Origin of the sequence: Mesorhizobium sp. B2-4-2 (genome assembly GCF_006442845.1) — a bacterium.
Classification (GTDB): Bacteria; Pseudomonadota; Alphaproteobacteria; order Rhizobiales; family Rhizobiaceae; genus Mesorhizobium.
The window spans coordinates 631786-652012 of the sequence record NZ_VFVM01000002.1; the positions used below are offsets into that span (position 1 = coordinate 631786).

Consider the following 20227-nt stretch of genomic DNA (forward strand, 5'->3'; position numbering starts at 1 on the left):
GGCGATTGGCCGGCCTTTTGAAGGCAACTTCATGTCTTTCGACGGGGGTGCCGCCCCATTCCAGCCTTTGCCCTGCTTGACCTTCGCGGCGGCTGGGGCCACATGCCGGAGATGGAAACGCCGTTCTGGAAAACAAAGACGCTGGAAGCAATGAGCCCGGCCGAGTGGGAATCGCTCTGCGACGGCTGCGGCAAATGCTGCCTGTCGAAGCTCGAGGACGAGGATACTGGCGACATCTACTGGACCAGCGTCGGCTGCCGCCTGTTCGACGCGCAGACATGCCGCTGTTCGGACTATCACAACCGGCTGGCGCGCGTTCCCGATTGCGTCGGGCTGACGCCGCAAAACGTACGCACCATCAGTTGGCTGCCCAGCACCTGCGCCTACCGGCTGGTCGCGGAGGGGCGCGATCTCTACTGGTGGCACTGTCTGGTGTCGGGCAGTGCCGAGACGGTGCATGAGGCCGGCATGTCGATGCGCGGCCGGGTCAAGGCCAGCGAGACGGACCTGGCCGAGCCGGAGGATTATTTCGACTATATGCTCGATGACGAGCCATAGCTCGCATCGGGATGACGAGCCATAGCGCGCATCGATATGCGGAGCCTGGCTCGCATCGGTATGCCGAGCCCTGAGGCCGGTGTCCGCAAGGGCGCGCAGGAACCAGGAACCATGCGAGACGTTTGGGGCACATTGTTGGAAAACCGGCAGAAGCTTCCTTTTTCCGCCACATGAACCGCGGATGAACGGCGGGTTCGTAAATAGTTCAGACAGGCGGGTGCATTCTCCCATCATCGATTTCAAGAGGACGGGCGAGAGCCCGCAACAAGGAGAGAAGACCATGTTCAACACGGTGAAAACGGCAGCACTTTCGGCCCTCGTCGGCCTCGGTACGCTGGCGGCCGTTCCCGCCCATGCCGACAGCCTTTACCTGGGCTTCGGCAACAACAACGATCCGCGCTTCGGCGTCTATGCCGGCGATGACGGCTATCGCCACCGCCGCGATGAACGCCGCGACGACTGGCGCCGCGGCTGTTCGCCCGACTGGGCCCTGAACAAGGCCGAACGCATGGGGCTGCGCCGTGCCCGCGTCGTCGACGTCAGCCGCCGCACGGTCAAGGTGATGGGCCGCCAGTATGGCGACCGCGTCGTCATCGTGTTCGCCAATGAGCGTGGTTGCCCGATCATCAACCGCTGAGCCTCTTAAGGCGCGACCTTCTGCGAGGGTTGGTAGCGGCATGATCTTCTGCGGGGTCAGTCGCAGACACCACCCTCTGCGAAGATCGATCCTGTCAGGATCAGTCTGGAGACACGACCTTCTGCGAAGGTCGGTCTGGAGTAGTGGAGCCGCTTTCCTTCGGGAAGAATGCGGCTCAAAAAACCCGCGGGAGCGATCCCGCGGGTTTTTTCATGCACCACGGCGGACGGTTCAGGGTCGGGCTCGGCCATGGACCATCGAAGACGCTTATTTCAGTTCGAAGGTAACGGTGACCTGGACATTGTAGGCGTTCTCGCCGGCCTGCACCGGAGCAGCACCGACGGCCGCGTCGAAGGCCTTGGCGTTGATCGGCATCGGTGGCGGCGCGATGTTCTGGTCAGTGATTTCGATCACCCGGCCTATACTGACGCCGGCTGCTTCCGCCAGCGTCTTGGCCTTGGCCATGGCATCGGCCACCGCCTTTTTGCGCGCTTCGGTGACGGTGGCAGCCGGATTGTCGTTGGTGAAGACGATGCCGCCGCCCTGGTTGACGCCCAGCGACACCGCCTTGTCGAGGATCTCACCGGTCTTGTCGACGTCGCGCACGCGCACCGACAGTGTGTTGGTTACCTGGTAAGCAATCAATTCGGCCTCCTGGCCGCCGTCGGGCTTGTTTGTGTAGTTATAGCGCGGATTGATCTGGATGCCCGCGGTCTGGAGGTCGCGGTCCTTGATGCCGGCCGACTTCATCGCGGCGATCACGGCCGCCATGGCGTCGTTGTTGGCATCCAGTGCGGCGCGCGCCGTCTTGGCTTCGCGCATGACGCTGAGCGTCAGGACCGCCAGGTCGGGCGCTACAGTCGCCGCCCCTTCGCCCGAAACCACGATACGGGGCGGTGTCGGCGACTCAGCGGCCGCGGCCAGCGCCGGAAAGGCGATGGCGGCGGCGAGTGCGAGGGGCAAAAGAGGTCTGGTCATGAAATCTCCTCGGGTAAGCATATCCGCGCCCAGCGGGCGCACGCGGCTCCTTATGGCGCGATTATGGGCTGATTTGGACGATTGTGACCAGCGGTCCCGGAAAGCCTTGTGCCGCGATGCGAAAAACATTAATCCAGCCCGCGTGGGGCCTGTAGCTCAATGGTTAGAGCCGGCGGCTCATAACCGCTTGGTTGGGGGTTCGAGTCCCTCCGGGCCCACCATTTTCGTTATTTATCAACGTTTTATAGGGTGGTTCGCCACGAGGTTCGCCAACAGGTTCGCCAAGCATCGGCTTGCGCGTGACCAGCCGCACGACTCGATCCATGCCCTGAACCGCCAACCGTACCTGCGATGCCTCGCGCGAATAGAGCTCCGCATGATCGATATCCTCGTGCCCGAGCACGTCCATCATCTGCCTGGTCGAGGCCTCGGCCTCCGCCAGATACACACCGAGCGATTTCCTCAAACCATGCAGGGTAAGGCCCTTCGGAAGACCGGCAAGGTTGCACCAATGCGCCATCATTCCAGTCAAGGACTTGGCGGAGAAGGGCTGACCATAGGCGTTGACCAGGACGGTCTCGCCGCGCCTGTCAGCCGCATCCAGAATCTCGGACAGCATCGGTGTGATCGGCACGAACAGGCGTTTGCCGCCTGTTCGTCCCTTGTTCTTGCCCTGAACGATATCAAACCCGTCGAAGTGACGCTCGACGCCATCGATGAAGACACGGCGGGTGACCCTCTGGTCCCAGCGCAGGCCCGCAACGTCGCCGCGGCGGTTGCCCAGCCAAAGCGCCAGTCCGTAGCACGTGCGTGCCGCAGTGCCGAGCTGCCAACGTTTTTCAAATTGCGCCATCGCCTCGCGCGACCAGGCTTTCCAACCCGCATAGGCCGGGCGCCACTCGACTGCCGCAGTGGGGTCGATTTCAATCCAATCTTGCCGCAGTGCGACATAGACCAGCTTGCGTATGCCCACCAGCAGGTGCTTGGCCTTATGGGGTGTGGCTATGAAGCGCCCAAGAAGCTCCTCAATATGGATACGTCTAAGGTTCTTAACCGGTACGTCGCGCCAGATAAGGGGGTGATCTGGGACCACCCGCAGTTCTAGAAATTCTTCAATCAGCCGCATGTTCTTGCGTTTGCTGGCTTCGTCAAGCGCCAACCACTTGACCGAAACCTTCAATCGTTGAAAGGCCGCTCCAAACGTGCCGGGCAGGGCGGCTCCAGGCATTTGGACGACAGGGGCCTTGGGGACTTTCCGGCCTTCGACCGCTGCCTGATATGCGTCCTTGAATCCCGGCTGGTTGGGAGCAGGCAGACCAACCACACGCTCCTTCGTCCGATAGCGCCAGCGTAGTTTTCCGTGGCGATCGGTGTAGGAGGACAGGCCGGGATATTTGTCGGTCATAGCGGAGTGAATCTATTCCCTGCGGTGATTCCCTTGCAACAGGAAGTCGACGATATTCTCATGATCGTCTCCAGGTAGTTCGGCAAACGCCGCTTCGAGTTTAAGGCGATCCCAAATCACGCGGCCGTCAACTTTCTTCGGCTTCGGCATGCGGCGGTCAGCAACCATCTGGTCAAATTTGGTTATGCCCACGCCAACATATCGAGCCGCTTCTTCGCGTGAGAGACCCCGAGGAGGATAGGAAAGGGTGTCGCTTTTCATGATCTCGCTGTTGGCATGCGCCCGTGCTTGTGCGTGGGCTTCCATTCAGAGATCAAGATCTGGATTGTATCAGCCAGCGCCGGAAGGGATCCGATCAGACTGTGCGTTGAATGGCGGTCAGGGCGTATAAATAGGATGGTTGTGCGAGTTCGGGGGGCGGTCCAGAGAGCTCTACCGCCTTTCCCCCCACTCAGCCTCGCCGCATTTTGCACTTCGTTGCCGCCCGTAGGCTTAGTCACTTGGCTCACAGCTGGCATCATGTGACGGCGCTTCGTCGCGTCATCCAGGACGACGCTCCTGTCTAGGTGATTATTGACGTCCTAGAAATGTGCCCGCCATGTTGGAAGGTCACAATCCGAGCGATGCAGGCGCAGAAGCGACACCGCCATCGAAAGCTTGGGACAGCTTGCGGCGTGGCCCGTCAGTCCAGTTTGGGTCCTCTCTTCTTTCGACTGTCGGTGATGAATTCCTCGGCCGCGATGGAGTATTTCCCAGGCCTTCTGCGGATCGGCTTCGATCAGTCCAGGAAAGACCTTGCGCATGCTGCCTGAGCGCCTGCGGTCGAGGTCATGCCTTCGCTTCTTCTTCTTGCGATTTCGACACGGTCCGATTGGCGCTCGTGAGTTCGACGACAATGCTCAGCATCAACCTTGTGCCTTGAGCCATTTCGGTCTCGGCTTCCGGGAAAGCCTTGTTGTTGCAGCGACCATCACCTGGACCGTCGGCGAACTCGGCGCGTAGCGGGTGCAGATAGACCGCCGCTATCGGCCCGTCACGTCGTCCCAACGGCGTGTATCAGCTACTGGCTTCGTTCTCGGACCAGTCATCGCTGACACCGCCGAGCATCGGGTGGTACATTTCGTCCCCCGCATGCTGCGTGAACTCGACATTGACTTCGTTGATCATCAGCTTGAGGCTCTCCATGCAGGCGCGGACTAGAGCCTCCGCGAGCATGGCACGCTGCTCGGCCGGGCGTCCGCGACGGATGTCACACATGAGCAAAGCGGCGGGGTAGGGCTCCTCTCCGGTGCATCGCCATAGTCCGCCCTCGCCCAATTCGCGAATCGCGATCGAAATGCGCCGCACGTCGGCCTGCATGATGCGGCTATAAATCTCGCCCAATTGACGTGCGAGTTCACGTTTGACGTCGGTCGGGTAAGCCCGTGAGACATCGAGTTGTAGATAGGGCATCGGGTTTCTCCTTATGTGCGAAGCGCGGCTTCTATGGCGCGTGCGATGTCAATGAGCTGAGCATCACGCCCGGGCGGTGCTGCGAGCATGAGGCCGACCGGCAGTTCGCCCGGGTCCTGGATTGGCAGGGTGACGGCGCAGGCGTCGAGGACGTTGAAGGGCGCCGTGTTCCTCAGGAGTCGGATGCGAACGCCGTCTTCATCCGACTCGCATTCGGTGAAGCGGGGCGCCACAACCGGCACAGTCGGCAAGATGAGGGCGTCGACCTCCGCCATGTCCGCCATGAATGCTGCCATGAGCCCGGAGCGTATCCGGATCGCGCGGACATAGTCCGCAGCTGAAACTTCTCGCCCCTGAAGGATGCGGGCACGGATGCGGGGATCATAATCCCCGCCGCGGCGGGCTAGCAGCGCTTCGTGCGTGGTAAAGGCTTCAACGGATTGTATTGTGCGCGCTAGAGAGCCGTCGGCTGCTGCTTCCAGGGCTTCGAAGGTTTGATCGCGGATGAGGGCGCCGGCCGCACTCAGTCGCCGACAGGCTCGTTCGAAGGCACCCGATACCGTCGTGTCAAGGCTTTCAAGGAAGCGGCCGCCGGGGAGAGCTAGGCGGACACCCTCGACATTCGTTCGCTGCCATAACTGCAATTGGCCTCCGGAGATCACAGCCAACACCCTTGCGCAATCCTCGACCGTTCGTGCGAGCGGACCAATGCTGTCGAGCGTCGTGGACAGCGGGAAGGCGCCATCCAGGGGTACGGCGCGTTGCGTTGGTTTCACCCCTACGACCCCGCAAAGTGCCGCCGGCACGCGAATAGAGCCGACCGTGTCGGAACCGATCGCCGCTGCGGTCATGCCGGTCGCAACCGACACCGCAGCGCCGGAGGAGGAGCCACCAGGGGTTCGGGTCCTATCAACCGGGTTGCCTGGCGTCCCGAAATGACCGTTGAGGCCGACGACGGAGTAAGCGAACGGGGTCATATTCGTGCGACCTATCAGGATCGCGCCAGCCTGCTTGAGGCGTGCCACCACTGGTGCGTCTTCACGCGCCGGCAACGTGTCGTCGAGAGGACGCGCTGCCGCGCGCGTGACCTCGCCCTTTACGTCGAGCAGATCCTTGATGGAGACCGGCAGGCCATCGAGCGCAGAACGGTAGCCGGCATCGTTTAACCTATCGAGGCTTTCGGCTGCAATCCGAGCTTCCTCATTCCAGACTGTGAGAAAGGCTTTCGAACCTTCACCGGCAGGATCGGCGATGCGCGCGAGGCATTGGCCTACCCGGTCACGATGCGAGAAAGCTGGACCGGTGTTGGATGACGGGCGTGGTGAATGGGTCATGCTTCAGGCCTCATACTCATGACGCGGTGAAGCGCAGGCCGAGCGCCGGGATGATGGCGACGGTGCTGATGGCCATTGATGCCACATTGCCGATGAAGGGATGGAAGCCCTCTGGCAGCCGGGCCGAAATCGCGGCGGCAAGCGGCGCCCCGATGATGGCGCCAAGCACGGCGCTGCCCAGCACCGGCATGGTCGCCCCTCCAAACGCCAGCGTTGCCGCAGGCACCACGGAGACGATTGGTACGAACGTTGGATAAAAGCCGCTCTGAGTCCATTTGCGATGCCAGAGCGTCATACCGATCATAGCCGCGATACCTTGCCCAGTCAGCACCATGGGCAATAGCCCACTGCCATAGACAGGCACGCCGGGCGCGACGACGTACGCCAGCACAGCCCCCAGGATCAGGCCGATACTTGCCCATTCATTGCCAAAGAACTGTGCCTCGGAGAAATCAGCGAGCATCCGGCGGAGCGCCCAAGCAAGGCCGCGATCAGGCGCCTTTACCTCTTGTGCCTTTGCTCCGCCGGTCTGCACGGAATAGGAGGACAGCCAAGGCAGGAAATGGCAGACCGCAAATGAAAGGAACGCGCCGATCGCCATGCCTCCGGTCACACCCGCGACAAGCGGCAATCCGAGCGGGCGGCAAACGAGATGCGTGGCCGCGATGGACAATGGTGCGACGAGGACGGCGGATAGCACCGCTCCAGTCAGCGCTGGTCTCCAGCCCGCTCCATAAGTGAGTACGATGGTCGGCGCGACCGACACTACAGCCACGAAGGTAGGCTGCCACGTGCCGGTGTCGCGGAGTGTCCAACCCCAGGCGATATTGCTGAAAACGAGACCAAGCAGGGAGCTAGCCACCGTCCATGGCCATAGGCCCGAGCCACAGGCTAGGCCGATGCCCCGCCAAGGAGATCGGGCCGCCTCCAGATAGTAGGCAAATATCGCTCCGATGAGCAGCCCCGCTCCGGCGAACGCGCACGTATAGAACGCCGGCTCAGTCCACGCCGAGAGGAGCCATCTGGCGAGGTCACCAATTGGAGCGGCTTCGCCGCTCCAAGGGGTGTAGCTACCTTTGTCCGGCCATAACAGAGCGATCGTGAGGACGACGATGCCGGAACCGGTGGCCACTGGCATACGCAAGGCGATTGCTGGCAAACGAGGCCTGCGCCCGCCAATTGAGGGCGTCTCCATTTTGTCTTTCCTCCCATTATTGTTTTTCAGCGGGGGTGCGGATTGCCGCCCCGATAGCCCAGCATCTGGTCGTAAAGATCGACGCGCCGATCGCGATGTAGATCGTTGAGCTGGTTCCAGATGGGCGCCGTGCGGCTTTCGACGAGGTCGATATCGGCGTAGAGGATTGTGTCCTCATCCGGTCCGGCGATGCGGCCAACTGGCCAGCCGTTGGTTGCGGCAATGAGCGAATTGCCCATGAAGCCGGAGGTGCGTTCTACACCAATGCGGTCGGCGGTCGCGATGAAAACGTTATTGGCATGCGCTGCCGTCATGGTGAGATAGGCGGCCATGCAGGTGCCGCTCGCATCGTAGAGGGGCGGAGGCGTCCATACCCAACCGGTAGGAATGCAAATGATGTCGGCGCCTTGCTGCGCGACGATGCGAGCTGTCTCGGGAAACCAGATGTCCCAGCAGACGAGAAGACCGATACGGCCGATCCGCGTGTCGAACACGGGATAGCCTAGATCTCCAGGAGTGAAGAACAGCTTTTCCTCATTCCACAGATGGGTCTTGCGGTATTTCCCGATGTAGCCCTCCGGTCCCACCAGAACGGCAGTATCGTAGAGCTTGGCTCCGTCCAACTCGGGCAAGCAGCCAACGATGTAAACGCCTTTGGCTTTGGCGAGCTCTTCCCATCCCCGGACCGTGGTGCCGGACGGAACAGGTTCGGAATGGGCAAACGCCTCTTCGCGCGAGAAGAAGGTATAGCCGGTCGTGGCAAGCTCCGGCAGGACGATGAGATCTGCTCCTTCTGCTGCGGCTGTTTCGAGGCGCTGCTGGACGGCGGCAAGATTGGCCTTGCGATTTTCCAATCCAACCTGGGGATTGAATTGAACCACTGCTACCCGTACCGGGCTGTTGCGGCGCGGTTCGACCGCCTTCCCAATCTCGTCTTGATGTTTGGACATAAGAGACCCTTTCTGCTGGTGGTTCCATGATAGAACCATTTGCAAAAAAGATGTCAAGTACTATTATAGAACCACATTTGGGTGATTTGGAGAAGCCGCGTGAAGCGCAAGAGCATGGAGAAGGCCGAATGCCCGGTGGCTCGGGCTCTGGATGTCATCGGCGACTGGTGGAGCCTGTTGATCGTGCGTGACGCATTTGATGGCATGCGCCGCTTTGGGGAGTTCCAACGCAACCTGGGGATATCGAAGGGTATTCTTGCAGCCCGGCTAAAGGCGCTTGAAGAGGCCGACATCTTACGCTCAGAAAAGCCAAAAGACGGTGGGGCGCACAGCGACTATGTGCTGACTGAAAAGGGGCGTGGTCTATTCGCCGTGGTGGTGGGACTGAGGCAGTGGGGAGAGGCTCATTGCTTCAACCCTGGCGAAGCGCATTCAGTGCTCGTGGAAAAGGCTAGCGGCCAACCAGTCGCCCCCCTAATTCTTCGCAATGCCGAAGGGCGCCCGGTTGATGCGTCCTCGACCGAGGTGCGCAAGGTTGGTGCTTAGACACCGAGATGGTTTGAAGCCAGCGCCTTTGCCGTGCGGATCGCCGGTCCTCGCTTTGCTGGTCGGTCGGGCCGTATGCGGTGAACCGGTCGCCATCGTCGCCGCGGTCCTATGCCACGACAAGGATCAGCTTCGGCTTTTTCTGATCTGGCACATCGTCGGACACTCAGTGCGTCCGGCCGGAGCGGAGATGCATCTCGATCTTATTGATTGCCTTCGTGAGGACATCGACTGCCTGCAGATTGACGGCGAAGTCGAAGTTACCTTGCGCTGTTTCGAATATCAGAACGCCGACCTTGATCTCGTCGTCGCTCATCATGCCCATTCCAATGCCGGTCGGCATATAGGGTGGTTTTTCTGACATCGTCTCTCTCCTCAGACGCGGTGTGGCCTCGTCAGCCGCTCGGCCGGAGTGCCAAAGCACGATCGATAGACGATCGCGGTCATGTCATTGCCGTTCACCATTATTCGAAATGCATGGATTGGCCGCGCATCATTGCTAGGGTCAGCGCGATTGCAGGATTTGCAGGCGGCTTCTCCATAAGCAAGGAGCCGTCGAAATCGCGCCACGCCGCCATGCGCAATTCGTCACCATCATCGGCGGCTGCAGGGTCGAAAACGTGGGCATCATAGGGATCTCGGTCAATCTCGATCTTCCAGTCCTTGAGCGCCTTGCGGGCCATTTCCTCAACCTGGGCAAGGTCGCTGGTGAAGAAGGGGATACGGTCGCCATCTTCCGAAAGCGGCTCGACCCGATCCAGCGTCGGCCGCTCGGGCACCCAACCAAGAACGAAGGCAATATCGAAATCGATCTGGCGGTCCGGGCCAGCTGCAACCTCCAGCCGTTTGACGACGTCAGGATAAAGCTGCCTGCGCGCCGGCCACGTGTCCGGAAGCGCCTCGGATTGCAACCGCGTTCGGGGAACGTCGATCAATTCCATGATCTGATGGCTTGGAACTTTATCCTCCGGCCAGCCCGCACAACATGCAGCTGTCGCAGCCTCGTCGGCTTCCATCCAGACTGAAGCAGCCTGGTCCTCGTCCTCGGTTGGCTGGTCGTCTTCCGGAAAGCCTTTGATATCCCAGCCTTCCAACGCGAACAAACCTTCCGCGCCTTGCAAAGCCGTAATGCCGGCGCGCGCGAAGACTGCTTCGGCTGCCGCGACCCCGCGTGCCAGTTCCTCGGGCGTTGCACCTTCAATGTTCAAGCGAAGTTCCATGGTTCGCCTCCTGTGTCAATCCTCCCAACAGTGAACAAAATAAGAACAAAGGTGTCAATAGACTCCTGATGGTTGGAAAATAGGCTCGTTTTTCAATGGGATAGTCACACTGGCAATCGGTTGAGGCTCCGTGCTCAATTTCCAAGGCAACTGCATTCATGGGTCGATGCTGCACGCGGACCACCGCGGACGGGGACAGTCGGTCCCGCGTCCCGTCCTGCGGCCGGCGCTATGCTGACGCTCCTACGGCTGTCCTGTTAACCGCCCCCGGCGGAGGCGAATTTCCTTCGTCCCGCGCGCGACAATCATCCGCTGCTGCGGACGCGCGCCGGACTGCGGTTTATGCGCCGTTTTCCTTTGGGCGCCGGCAGTCGCCGGCGCGACGTCCAGCGCAGCATCGTGGCCTCGACGTATCGTCCTGTCGGCAAACAACTCTGTCGGTGTCACCAGGCGGTCGCGCCAAACATTTCTTCCGCAGCGCCACCTCGCCGTACCATTGACTCTTCATTAGGAAGAGAACAAATGAGGAACATATTATCAGCATTTCGCGTTCAGGGGACAGATGAGTGCATCGGCGCCAAACGCTGCCATTTCCGACCTTCGAAATCGCATTGCGCGTCTCGAAGGCGGCAATACGCGCGAACGAGCGGTGCTTCCCTTCGGCGTCGCTGCCATCGACAGTCATCTGCCAGGGGGCGGTGTGGCGCTTGGCGCACTTCATGAGGTTGCCGGCGGCGGCAATGGAGCGATCGATGGCGCCGCAGCGTCGCTATTTGCAGCCGGGATTGCAGCGAGGACGCAAGGCAAGGTGCTGTGGTGCGTGACGCGCCAGGATCTGTTTGCGCCGGCAATCGCCCAGGTCGGGCTGCATCCCGATCGGGTTATCTACGTCGAAGCCGGTGACGACAAATCCTTGCTCGCCTGCTTCGAGGAAGGTCTGCGGCATGTCGGGCTTGGAGCTGTGGTCGCGGAAGTGGCGCGTCTGTCCATGACTGCCTCGCGCCGGTTGCAACTGGCATCGGAAGGCTCCGGCGCGATCGGCATCGCCATCCGCCGCTGGCGCCGGCAGACCGAAGCTGCCGATTTCGGACAGCCGACGGCGTCTGTCACCCGCTGGCGGGTTTCCGTGCTGCCATCGCGGCCGCTGCCTGTACCCGGCGTTGGCCGGGCGCGATGGCAACTTGAACTGATCCGGTCTCGTGGAGGGGAAACACTGGATATCGAAGTGGAGGCTTGTGATGCAAAGGGTCGTCTCGCTCTTCCTTCCAAGCTGGTCGACCGACCGGCTCAGAAGGAAATTGGGCGACGTCTCGCCGCCACCGGATAAGCCTTTGGTGCTGGTCGGGCGGCAAGGCAATCGCCGCTTGGTGGTTGCGGCCGATCGCGCGGCACTGGAAGCGGGCCTGCGCGTGGGAATGCCGGCAACGAAGGCGCAGGCGCTCGTGAAGGGGCTGGCGGTCATGGAGTCCGAACCCGATGCCGACGCGAAGGCATTGGAGCGGTTGGCCCTGTGGGCCTTGCGGCGGTACGCGCCGATCGTCGCCGCGGATCCTCCGGACGGATTGGTCATGGACACCACGGGCGCCGATCACCTCCATGGCGGTGAACGGTTGATGCTGACTGACATGGTCGACCGCCTCGGCCAGGCCGGCATTTCGGCACGGGCCGCTTTAGCTGATAGCTGGGGTGCCGCCCACGCCGTCGCGCGCTACGTCAACCAGACCGTCAGCGTGGTCGCCGTCAACGCAAGCTGCGATGCAATCCTTCCTCTGCCCATCGCGGCACTGCGATTGCCCGATGCAATCGTCGGCGGTCTGCGGGTTTTGGGCTTCGAAAGGGTAGGCGAGCTTCTGAGGCAGCCACGTGCGCCACTGACGCTGCGCTTCGGACCGGAACTCGGCCGCCGCCTTGACCAGGCCGCTGGGCGCCTTGCCGAACCGATAGAGCCCGTGCGGCCAGCCGATGTGGTCGAGGTGAAACGTGCCTTTGGCGAGTCCATCGGCGCGGCCGAGACGATCGCGCGCTATGTCGGCAGGCTTGTTCAAGCGCTGTGTGTCGAGCTCGAGACCAAAGGGCTCGGCGCCCGGCGGCTTGACCTGCTACTCTACCGCGTCGACGACCGCGTCGAAGCCATTCGCGTCGGCACGGCCTTGCCGGTTCTCGATGTGAAGCGGCTGACGCGGCTGCTCTGCGACAAGATCGAGACGGTCGATCCGGGCTTCGGCATCGAGCTGATGAGGTTGTCCGCGCCGTTGGCAGAATCACTGATGCCCAGGCAGACGGTTTCGTCGCTGATCGAGCAACGGGACGCAGACATCTCGGATTTGATCGACACACTCAGCAATCGTGTCGGTGAGGAAAAGCTCTATCGGTTTACCCCGGTTGCCAGCGATGTACCCGAGCGATCTTTCCGGCGCGTAGCCGCCGGATCCGCTGAGACCGGCGACGCATGGCCAGACCATTGGCCGCGTCCGGCTCGCTTGTTTACCGTGCCGGAGCCGATCGAGGCCATCGCGCTGCTGCCGGATCATCCGCCAGCAAGCTTTACCTGGAGAGGCATCCGTCGACGGGTCAAGCGCGCCGATGGACCTGAGCGGGTTTTCGGCGAATGGTGGAAGCGCGACGCCGAGCTCGCTGCCGTGCGCGACTATTTCCAGGTCGAGGACGAAGCCGGCGAGCGGTTCTGGATTTATCGCGCAGGCGACGGCGAGGATGCCGCGACCGGCTCGCATCGCTGGTTCCTGCATGGCATCTTCGGATGAACGCGTGCTATGTCGAGCTGCAATGCACCTCGCATTTTTCCTTTCTGCGGGGCGCGAGTTCCTGTGAGGAACTGTTCGCGCAAGCAGCCAGCATGGGAATGCTCGCCCTTGCCATCTGTGATCGCAACAGTCTGGCCGGCATTGTCCGCGCGCACGAGGCTGCAAAGGCAACCGGCGTCAGGCTGATCGTCGGCTGCCGGCTGGACCTCGCGGAAGAGATTTCCATCCTGGTCTACCCGACCGATCGCCCGGCCTACTCGCGCCTTTGCCGCTTGCTGTCGCTGGGCAAGAAGCGTGGCGGCAAGGCGAAATGCGTGCTGCATTGGGCTGACGTTGTCGCCTATGGCGAGGGCCTCCTTGCAGTACTCGTGCCCGACCAGGCAGATGACACATGCTCACTCTGGCTGCGCCGGGTGCGCGACGCATTTAGCGATCGCGCCTTTATGGCGCTGACCTTGCGGCGCCGTCCCAACGAGGCGCTGCGCCTGCACGATCTGGCCAACCTTGCCGGACAGGCCCACGTGCCAACGGTTGTCACCAATGATGTCCTGTTCCACGAACCGTCACGGCGCATCCTGCAGGATGTCGTCACTTGCATCCGGCACAATGTCACGATCGACGATGCCGGGTTTCGGCGTGAGCGCCACGCCGACCGCTATCTGAAACCGCCGGAAGAAATGGCGCGGGTTTTTGGCCGCTATCCGGAAGCGCTCGCGCGGACCACCGAGATTGCCGAGCGCTGCCGGTTCTCCCTCGACGAACTTGCCTATCAATATCCCGAAGAGCGCATGCTGCCGGGCCTGACACCGCAGCAGGCCTTGGAGAAACTGACCTGGGAAGGCGCGACGGAGCGCTTTCCCGAGGGCGTGCCGGACAAGGTTATCGGCACGCTCCGACATGAGCTGCAGCTCATCGAGAAGCTGCAATACGCGCCATATTTTTTGACGGTCAACTCGATCGTTCGGTTTGCGCGCAGCCAGGACATTCTCTGCCAGGGCAGGGGGTCGGCGGCCAACAGCGCCGTCTGCTATGTGCTCGGCATCACCTCGATCGATCCCGACCGCAATGACCTCTTGTTCGAACGCTTCGTCTCCGAAGAGCGCCGGGAGCCCCCTGATATCGATGTCGATTTCGAGCATGAGCGGCGAGAAATCGTCATGCAATGGGTGTTCGGAACCTATGGCCTCGAGCACGCGGCCTTGTGCTCGACCGTCATCCGCTATCGCTCGAAAGGCGCCTTGCGCGACGTCGGCAAGGCGCTTGGCCTGCCCGAAGACCTGATCAAGATGCTGTCATCGCAGGTCTGGGGCTGGTCGGACGAAGGTGTCCAGCCAAAACATGCCGAAGAGCTGAACCTCAATCTCGGCGACCGCCGTCTGCGCCTGGCTTTGGATTTGGCCAAGCAATTGATAGGCGCGCCGCGGCATTTGTCGCAACATCCCGGCGGTTTCGTCCTGACGCGTGACAGGCTGGACGATCTGGTGCCGATCGAACCCGCCGCGATGAAGGATCGTCAGGTCATCGAATGGGACAAGGATGACATCGATGCGCTGAAGTTCATGAAGGTCGATGTACTGGCGCTCGGCATGCTGTCCTGCATGAAGCGCGGCTTCGATCTCTTGGCCGAACACAAGGGCATCAATCTCAATCTCGCGACGATTCCGGCTGAGGATCCGCGCACCTACGCGATGATCCGCAAGGCCGATACGCTGGGCACCTTCCAGATTGAATCCCGCGCCCAGATGTCAATGCTGCCGCGCATCAAGCCGCGGACCTTCTATGACCTGGTCATCGAGGTCGCGATCGTGCGGCCAGGCCCCATCCAGGGCGACATGGTGCATCCATATTTGCGCCGGCGCGAAGGCAAGGAAGAGGTGGTCTATCCCAAGCCTGAACTGGAGAAAGTTCTTGGAAAAACGCTGGGCGTACCGCTGTTCCAGGAGCAAGCCATGCGCGTGGCGATCGAATGCGCCGGCTTCACGCCGGGCGAAGCCGATCAACTTCGCCGCGCCATGGCGACCTTCAAACACACCGGCGGCGTTTCCAGCTTCGGCGCCAAGCTGATCGGCGGTATGGTGAAGCACGGCTATGAGCGCGGGTTTGCCGAGAAGACGTTCAGGCAGCTCGAAGGCTTCGGCAGCTATGGCTTTCCCGAGAGCCATGCGGCGAGCTTCGCGCTGATCGCCTACGCCTCGTCCTGGCTGAAATGTCATCACCCCGACGTCTTCTGCGCCGCCCTCCTCAACGCCCAGCCGATGGGGTTCTACGCCCCGGCGCAGATCGTTCGCGATGCCCGCAACCACGGTGTCGAAGTGCGTCCAGTCTGCGTCAACGCCTCGCGCTGGGACTGCACGCTCGAACCCACTGGGGACGAGGATCGCTTTGCCGTTCGGCTTGGCATGCGGATGGTTCGCGGCCTTGCCAATGCCGACGCGGCTTCCATCATCACTGTGCGCGCTGACCAGGCATTTGGCTCCGTCGACGACCTCTGGCATCGCGCCGGCGTGCCCGCTGCTTCTCTGGTCGAGCTCGCCCAGGCCGATGCGTTTCAGCCGTCACTGTCGCTGGCGAGGAGGGAGGCACTGTGGGCGATCAAGGCGCTGCGCGACGAGCCGCTGCCGCTGTTTGCAGCCGCATCTGCCCGTGAACAGCGGACGGCGCCGGAGATCCAGGAGCCGGGCGTGACATTGCGTGCCATGACCGCCGGCGGTGAGGTGGTTGAGGACTACGGGCATGTCGGACTGACCCTGCGCGACCATCCGCTTTCCTTCCTGCGGGCAGACCTGCGTCGCAAGCGTATCGTCTCGTGCCGGGAGGCCATGCAGGCGCGCGACGGACAATGGCTGGAAGCGGCTGGTCTCGTGCTGGTCCGCCAACGGCCGGGCTCGGCCAAGGGCGTGATGTTCATCACGATCGAGGACGAGACCGGCATCGCCAATCTGGTGGTGTGGGTGAAGATCTTCGAAAAATATCGAAGGGTGGTGCTGGGCGCCGGCATGATTGGCGTCTATGGGCGCATCCAGAGGGAAGGCGATGTGGTCCATCTCGTGGCACACCGACTCAGCGATCTCTCGTCTGATCTGGCCAGCGTTGGTGATCGGGACACTGCCTTCCCGCTGCCGCATGGGCGGGGCGACGAGTTTCATTATGGCAGTCCGACGCCCGACCCGCGCGGCATGCCGAAGGGGCCGAGGCCGAGGAATATCATTGATCCCTATCTGCACATCGACCAGATCAAGGTGAAGACGCGGGATTTCAAATAGGGCGTCGCAAGAACGGGTCTGCCGAACAATGGCTGGGTTCGTCGATACGCATGGGCGATCGCTCAATCGCTGCTCTGTCATTTTTCAGAGAAAGGCGTTGAACGCTGCTGCGAGAGCGGCTGGATTTTCTTCGGCGACGTGGTGCCCACTCTTGATCCCGTAGCCGCTCACGTCATCCGCCCAGAGCTTCCAGATCGCAACCGGGTTGCCATAGATCTGCTCCAGGTCGTCGTCGAGCGACCAAAGGCAGAGCATCGGACAGCCCACCTTCCGGCCGGCATCGCGATCCTCACGGTCATGGCGATGGTCGATCCTGATACCTGCGCGGTAGTCTTCGACCATCCCATGGACGATAGTGGGATCGTGGATGAACGAAACCAACTCGTCATAGGCTTCGCGTCCCATCTCATCTGGCCGCAACGCGCTATACCAGGCCAACGGGTCTGCCAGGATCGCCCGTTCCGGCTTATCGGGTTGAGCGAAGAAGAACCAGTGGTACCAATCGCGGGCAAATTTCCAGTCGGCACGCTCCAGATGCTCGATAACTGGCAATCCATCCACGGCAATCAGTTTTCGCACCAGGTCGGTATGGTCCATCGCCATTCTGAAAGCGACCAGGCTGCCACGGTCATGCCCGGCGACGAAGAAAGTGTGGTGGCCCAACCTTTCCATCACCTCCACCAGCGCCGAAGCCTTTGCTCGCTTGGACGAGAACCTGCTCTCTGGGTCGTCGCCCGGTATGTAGGAGCGCCCGAAGCCCGGAAGGTCGGGGCACACGATCCTGAAATGTGCTGACAGCAAGTCCGCGACCTGGCCCCACGTCATATGCGAGCGAGGATGGCCATGGATCAGAAGCAGCGGCGGTCCAGATCCGCCATGCCGCAGCCGTATCGGCCCGTCCTCGGTTTCCATCATTTCAAGCACGAAGTTTTCGAACATCGGCCATCCTTAAAAATGGGCGGTTGTCAGCTTGAAGAACTCTTTGAATATGGAATGGTTCAGGACGGGCAATCGCGACTGCAGCGTGGCTTCCGGGAAGCTTTCGCTTAGGGCCACTTCTCGACGCGAATTGGCTCCAAGACGGATCTAACGGAGAAGTCCCTCATCGTCGAACGCATCCCAGCCCTTCAACTTGGGCCGGGGCGCGTCCTCTCTGGGGTCATTCCCGGCACCGTGAACCTTGCCGCTACTCTTTCCCGCCCGCGTCAGGGCGGCCTTGCCGGCGCCGCGTCGCCTGTTCTCCGTAACTTGCTGCGCGTCCTCTTCGCGCCAAAGGCTTGGCAGATCGCGATCAAGGATCTCCTCGATGTGCTTGGGATCGAAAACGTGGAAGGTGACGGCCTTGGATCGACCGCGCATCTTCACGGTGCGCGTGCCGATGCTTAGCAGCCGTCCGTCCTTGAGCCACTTGTGACGCTCCCGCGAAGAGATTGTGAGGATGTCCTCGGCTTCGCGCGGCAGGACCGGCAACACTTCGATGGTTTCCAGCATCTTGGCGATCTTGCTCGAGGCGGCCTCGAACTCTTCTGCATCGTCTTCGCCCATCCGCAGTATGATGCGACCAGTCTCGGCCTTGGCGTACTTCCTCACCGCCCAGGGCAGGTGAGCCCGTATTTCACGCTCGATTCCTTTCGTGCGCACCGACGAGCCAAGCGTCGCCGATGGCGGAAGTGGCCACTCGGCAACCAGGGGCAACGAAGCGCCCGCGCTTTGGCGAGAGCTGCGATCTCGTGGGGCAACCATTGCCGCAGCGATGCCATTGAGGATCTCCCGGGGTCGCGCAAAGCGCACAGGCATCTGATCTAGTCGCTCCCTTGTCGCACGGTTTCCACCGCCAATGACCCGGCAGGCAAGGCCTTCAATAGCTCCGCCTCGGGCTTGGTGAGGTGGATCCAGGCCGCCCAATCCTGCGGAGGCAGCACCACAATCTGGCGATTGTGGATGGGCGCCACGTCAGGCCCGGGTTCAGTCGTCAGCATGGCGAATGTTGGCGGCTTGTTGCCTTCGCCATCGCGCCACAGGCCTGCGATCGCCATGAACGAAGCACCGTTGAGCGTGAAGCGATGCTTCGCCTTCGGTGACTTCTTTCCGGTGAATTCGAAAAAGGCTGATGCCGGGATGAGACAGCGCTTGCTGTTGGAGAAATTCCGACCCTCGGAGCGGAAGTTGAAGACAGGCCCGCCTTTGGGACCGGAAGGCGGAAAGGCAAAGGTCATGCGTGTGAGTTCGATCGTGTCGCCGGCGGCGCGCATGATCGGAGCGGGGTCACTGATGCGAATGTCATCCGCCTGTGGCAAATCCAGTTCGGTCTGATGGCTAGGAATGTCGAGCGCCAGCGATTGCATCATCCGGCAATATTCGGCCCAGGCGATATGCTGCTCGTAATCATTGCACATGGGTTGATCCTCGCGCAGCCGAAATCACGGCCCATTGTTACCTAAAGCCTGAAGCTGAAAGGAAAAGGCCTGACACTTCGCCAGAGCCCGGTGTTTCTCTCGATCCGTCGCTTCCGCGACCCGAACGTCGCGGCAGGCTCGGGTAGAGTGAGAGGGCTGTCTTCTTGGCTGTGACGGATTGAAGATCGGGAGAGAGGCTTCCGGCGGTCTGTCATGGAGATCAGCCATGAGTAATGTTGAAGTTCTGGATGCAGTGCGGGACGCTAGCGGCGGCTACAAAGTCGATGTGGCCCGGGGGCACCGGATCGGTCGCGTGTCGTCGGAATGGTTTTCTCGACCCGATGACGAGCGGTTCCTTTCGTTGTCAGATCTGTTCGCGTCCGTCCACACCCGCAGCCAACACAGCAGGACGCGCACCGTCGAGACCACGACTGTTCGCGTTGAAGCCAGCCGAGACAACGCCGAACGCCTATCACTGGTTCTTCCTGGTCCGGTCGAGCCAATTGCACCGACCCACTGGAGCTTTGGACAACTCGCGGGCCTGATCGGCGCGCCGGCGACATACCTTCGCCAACTCCCCGCTTCGCTGGCCGGAATCAATCTGCAATATGGCTTGGCCAGACACCGCGGCGAGCATATCAAGACGCTTGAGACAGGCGATGGACGCGTGGAATTGCGCGCTGTTACCGGGCCTGACTATGGCCGGATCTACGATCATGAGCTGGTCGCTGCAGTTCAGCGAATCGCCGGCGACGGCACCGGCGACACGCGCTGGAAGGTGCCCGGCGTGCTGAACTGGTCGACTGGACTCTACAATCCCCGTGTCGACGTGAGCAAAGACACGACGACTCTTTACGCGAGCGATCGTGATGTCTTCCTGTTCCTCGTGGATGATCTTAATCCGATCGAGGCTGGACGATTGCCTGACGGTTCGCCGGATCTCTACTTTCGCGGCTTTTATTGCTGGAATTCGGAGGTTGGTGCGAGGACTCTCGGGATGGCGTCCTTCTATCTCCGCGCCGTTTGCCAGAATCGCAATCTGTGGGGCGTCGAGGATTTTGAGGAGATCGTAATCCGTCACTCGAAATATGCCGCGTCACGCTTCGCCCACGAGGCGGCACCAGCGCTCGCACGGTTCGCCAATTCCAGCCCGGTGCCCTTCGTCAATGGTATCAAGGCGGCCCGCGAGCGGATCGTGGCGAGATCTGACGAAGACCGCACCGACTTCCTGCGCAAGCGCGGCTTCAGCAAAGCCGAGGCCACAAAGATCATAGAGACCGTGCTAGGCGAGGAGGGCCACAAGCCGGAGAGCGTTTTCGACTTTGTCCAGGGCATCACCGCGATGGCACGGGACAAGACGCATCAGGACGCGCGCCTCGACCTGGAAGCCAAGGCGAAGCGGCTACTCGACCGCGCCACCTGACAACCACTTGGGCTCTGCGGATTCGCATTTTTCCTGCCGTCCGGATCTATGGCTCGCCTCTCAGAGTGAGAGGTGGGCCGTAGCTTCATGACGGGTTGGAGGTCGAGA

General features: G+C 61.5%; 19 protein-coding genes, 1 tRNA gene and 1 pseudogene. 8 read left to right on the forward strand and 13 right to left on the reverse strand.

Features of this window, described 5'->3' with window-relative positions; translation table 11 throughout:
* Positions 1–111: 111 nt before the first annotated feature.
* Positions 112–558 carry a YcgN family cysteine cluster protein gene (locus tag FJ942_RS06810; protein ID WP_140897412.1) on the forward strand — a complete coding sequence of 149 codons (447 nt, stop codon included), beginning with the start codon at positions 112–114 and terminating at the stop codon, positions 556–558.
* A 280-nt stretch (positions 559–838) separates the two neighbouring features.
* The gene (locus FJ942_RS06815) at positions 839–1195 is read left to right on the forward strand and encodes a hypothetical protein (RefSeq protein WP_140897388.1); all 357 of its coding nucleotides are present in this window, start codon (positions 839–841) and stop codon (positions 1193–1195) included.
* Positions 1196–1251: 56 nt separating this feature from the next.
* Here the strand turns inward: FJ942_RS06815 and FJ942_RS06820 are convergent, their stop codons facing one another.
* Positions 1252–1446, reverse strand: coding sequence for a hypothetical protein (locus FJ942_RS06820; protein ID WP_140897389.1), 195 nt, complete (start codon positions 1444–1446; stop codon positions 1252–1254).
* Between the two features lie 16 nt (positions 1447–1462).
* Positions 1463–2173, reverse strand: coding sequence for an SIMPL domain-containing protein (locus tag FJ942_RS06825; RefSeq protein ID WP_140524832.1), 711 nt, complete (start codon positions 2171–2173; stop codon positions 1463–1465).
* Positions 2174–2318: 145 nt separating this feature from the next.
* Here FJ942_RS06825 and FJ942_RS06830 point away from each other — a divergent pair.
* A tRNA-Ile gene (locus FJ942_RS06830) sits at positions 2319–2394 on the forward strand.
* Positions 2395–2585: 191 nt separating this feature from the next.
* Here the strand turns inward: FJ942_RS06830 and FJ942_RS29085 are convergent.
* The 6 genes and pseudogenes from FJ942_RS29085 to FJ942_RS06860 all read right to left on the reverse strand — a co-directional run.
* Positions 2586–3578, reverse strand: a pseudogene (locus FJ942_RS29085) (tyrosine-type recombinase/integrase); the annotation flags it as partial.
* Positions 3579–3590: 12 nt separating this feature from the next.
* Positions 3591–3839 carry a hypothetical protein gene (locus tag FJ942_RS06840; protein ID WP_140671369.1) on the reverse strand — a complete coding sequence of 83 codons (249 nt, stop codon included), beginning with the start codon at positions 3837–3839 and terminating at the stop codon, positions 3591–3593.
* A 795-nt stretch (positions 3840–4634) separates the two neighbouring features.
* Positions 4635–5030: a tautomerase gene (locus FJ942_RS06845; RefSeq protein ID WP_140671252.1), complete on the reverse strand. Its 396-nt coding sequence runs from the start codon at positions 5028–5030 to the stop codon at positions 4635–4637.
* Between the two features lie 11 nt (positions 5031–5041).
* Positions 5042–6364: an amidase gene (locus tag FJ942_RS06850; protein ID WP_140671255.1), complete on the reverse strand. Its 1323-nt coding sequence runs from the start codon at positions 6362–6364 to the stop codon at positions 5042–5044.
* 16 nt (positions 6365–6380) lie between these two features.
* Positions 6381–7559, reverse strand: coding sequence for a hypothetical protein (locus tag FJ942_RS06855; protein ID WP_140671257.1), 1179 nt, complete (start codon positions 7557–7559; stop codon positions 6381–6383).
* Positions 7560–7585: 26 nt separating this feature from the next.
* Complete coding sequence (locus tag FJ942_RS06860; protein ID WP_224619673.1) at positions 7586–8566, reverse strand: nitrilase family protein; 981 nt, start codon at positions 8564–8566, stop codon at positions 7586–7588.
* A gap of 57 nt (positions 8567–8623) precedes the next feature.
* On the opposite strand from FJ942_RS06860, the gene FJ942_RS06865 reads away from it, so the two are divergent.
* Complete coding sequence (locus tag FJ942_RS06865) at positions 8624–9055, forward strand: helix-turn-helix domain-containing protein (RefSeq protein WP_140671372.1); 432 nt, start codon at positions 8624–8626, stop codon at positions 9053–9055.
* Between the two features lie 166 nt (positions 9056–9221).
* Here FJ942_RS06865 and FJ942_RS06870 read toward each other — a convergent pair whose 3' ends face one another.
* Positions 9222–9419: a hypothetical protein gene (locus FJ942_RS06870; RefSeq protein ID WP_140671259.1), complete on the reverse strand. Its 198-nt coding sequence runs from the start codon at positions 9417–9419 to the stop codon at positions 9222–9224.
* Positions 9420–9519: 100 nt separating this feature from the next.
* Complete coding sequence (locus FJ942_RS06875; protein ID WP_224619675.1) at positions 9520–10176, reverse strand: hypothetical protein; 657 nt, start codon at positions 10174–10176, stop codon at positions 9520–9522.
* 661 nt (positions 10177–10837) lie between these two features.
* Between FJ942_RS06875 and FJ942_RS06880 the strand changes: the two genes are divergently transcribed.
* Genes FJ942_RS06880 through FJ942_RS06890 form a run of 3 tightly spaced genes read left to right on the forward strand, consistent with a single transcriptional unit; the run spans position 10838 to position 16300 of the window.
* Positions 10838–11602 (forward strand): ImuA family protein, encoded by a 765-nt coding sequence (locus tag FJ942_RS06880; RefSeq protein ID WP_140671263.1) that lies wholly within the window; start codon positions 10838–10840, stop codon positions 11600–11602.
* Positions 11514–13037 carry a DUF6504 family protein gene (locus FJ942_RS06885; RefSeq protein ID WP_140671266.1) on the forward strand — a complete coding sequence of 508 codons (1524 nt, stop codon included), beginning with the start codon at positions 11514–11516 and terminating at the stop codon, positions 13035–13037. The genes FJ942_RS06880 and FJ942_RS06885 overlap by 89 nt, the downstream gene beginning before the upstream one ends.
* Positions 13034–16300: an error-prone DNA polymerase gene (locus tag FJ942_RS06890; protein ID WP_140671268.1), complete on the forward strand. Its 3267-nt coding sequence runs from the start codon at positions 13034–13036 to the stop codon at positions 16298–16300. Before FJ942_RS06885 ends, FJ942_RS06890 begins: the two co-directional genes overlap by 4 nt.
* A gap of 84 nt (positions 16301–16384) precedes the next feature.
* Here FJ942_RS06890 and FJ942_RS06895 read toward each other — a convergent pair whose 3' ends face one another.
* The 3 genes from FJ942_RS06895 to FJ942_RS06905 all read right to left on the reverse strand — a co-directional run bounded on the left by FJ942_RS06895 (position 16385) and on the right by FJ942_RS06905 (position 18696).
* Positions 16385–17239: an alpha/beta hydrolase gene (locus FJ942_RS06895; RefSeq protein ID WP_140671271.1), complete on the reverse strand. Its 855-nt coding sequence runs from the start codon at positions 17237–17239 to the stop codon at positions 16385–16387.
* Positions 17240–17386: 147 nt separating this feature from the next.
* Positions 17387–18043, reverse strand: a complete 657-nt coding sequence (locus FJ942_RS06900; protein WP_181169836.1) for a hypothetical protein — start codon at positions 18041–18043, stop codon at positions 17387–17389.
* 59 nt (positions 18044–18102) lie between these two features.
* On the reverse strand, positions 18103–18696 hold the full coding sequence (locus FJ942_RS06905; RefSeq protein WP_140671272.1) for an SOS response-associated peptidase family protein: 594 nt from the start codon (positions 18694–18696) through the stop codon (positions 18103–18105).
* A gap of 226 nt (positions 18697–18922) precedes the next feature.
* Between FJ942_RS06905 and FJ942_RS06910 the strand changes: the two genes are divergently transcribed.
* A complete protein-coding gene (locus tag FJ942_RS06910) occupies positions 18923–20119 on the forward strand; it encodes a DUF932 domain-containing protein (RefSeq protein ID WP_140671274.1) in 1197 nt (398 codons plus the stop codon).
* Positions 20120–20227 lie beyond the last annotated feature (108 nt).